Genomic DNA, 603 nt, shown 5'->3' with positions numbered 1-603 from the left:
AACTTAATCGGGTAATTCCTGCACTTGGATGTGATAATTGAATTCTTCTTCCGGCTAAGTCATACTTCGATTGAGTGATTTGTCCCTCGGTATCGATGACTTCTAATAATTGATTGATGCCATCGTAAGCATAACGGGTAGTAATTATTCCTGACGGGCCGGATAGTTGTTCGGTCTTAACAGTAAGCCCCGATCCGTTGGCATAGGTTTTCTGTTTTCCTCCCATAGCATCCGTAATGATGGTTACTTGTTGTCTTTCAGTCGGATTTATTGTATACTCAGTGGTTTGAGTACCGGAATCCGGAAGAATAGTTGCTACGGTACGGTCTAACAGGTCATAGTTGCTTACACTTGGGTTTACTTTATCGAAGTTTCGATTAAATTCTATGGCATGTTCCGGCGATTCGGTAATCGGATAGTAGCTTTTTACTACTCGTCCGAATGGATCCAGCATAGTTCTTCCGCTTACAATAAGTACCTTTTCGTCCTGAGGATTACTTCCGTTTGCATCGGTCTTGGTTATCACTCCGTCTTTTTTTACCTGCAAGGTTCTTCCTGCTCCGTCAACAAAACTTAATGTTTTTATATCCTCTGTTGGGTGTT

Annotated in this window: 1 protein-coding gene; it reads right to left on the bottom strand. The window is 41.8% G+C overall.

The genetic code is table 11. The features are described 5' to 3' along the window. Nucleotides 1-603, bottom strand: a 603-nt coding sequence (locus tag C4S75_RS05790) for an RHS repeat domain-containing protein (RefSeq protein ID WP_221404064.1), incomplete at both ends; no start/stop codon positions are given.

It is taken from the genome of Apibacter sp. wkB309 (genome assembly GCF_002964915.1).
In the GTDB taxonomy this organism is placed as follows: domain Bacteria; phylum Bacteroidota; class Bacteroidia; order Flavobacteriales; family Weeksellaceae; genus Apibacter.
The sequence above is the reverse complement of the archived record's forward strand: the minus strand, read 5'-3'. Positions and strand labels throughout refer to the sequence as shown.